This window comes from Dellaglioa sp. CoH-57-MRSF-18, assembly GCF_056781995.1.
Genome location: NZ_JBXAXX010000097.1, coordinates 1 through 423 on the forward strand (window position 1 = coordinate 1; position 423 = coordinate 423).

Here is a 423-nt window from a genome sequence, read left to right on the forward strand (position 1 = left end):
CCCAAGTCGTCGCCGCGGCCATGATCGACCGGATCGTCCACCACGCCGAAGTCGTCACCATGAAGGGCTCCAGCTATCGACTCCGGAACACCGAGATCGAGGCACTACCCTCCGTCCGCGCCGAAAACGCGGCAAACTAACCACACACAACTGTTCAGATCTCAAAGAGCGAAACTGACCAGTTCCTCACGAGCGCCGACAATCGGATCGTCGCTTTGCGGTTCACGCGACGGTGGGGTCCGCATCGGATCAGCTACCACCTCGGTGTTCCACGCTCGACCGTCGGCAGGGTGTTGGCCCGGTATCGGATGCCGCTGCTGCACCACCTGGACCAGGCGAGCGGTCTTCCCGTTCGCGCGGCACGCCCCGACCGATATGAGAAGTCGCGGCCCGGGCAGCTGGTCCACGTCGATATCAAGAAAC

At 62.9% G+C, this 423-nt stretch carries 1 protein-coding gene and 1 pseudogene; both read left to right on the plus strand.

Features of this window, described 5'->3' with window-relative positions; genetic code table 11:
• The coding region (locus AC1RPG_RS08240; RefSeq protein WP_481762506.1) for an ATP-binding protein at window positions 1-140 on the plus strand (140 nt) is incomplete at its 5' end.
• A gap of 57 nt (window positions 141-197) precedes the next feature.
• A pseudogene (locus AC1RPG_RS08245) lies at window positions 198-423 on the plus strand (IS481 family transposase); the annotation flags it as partial.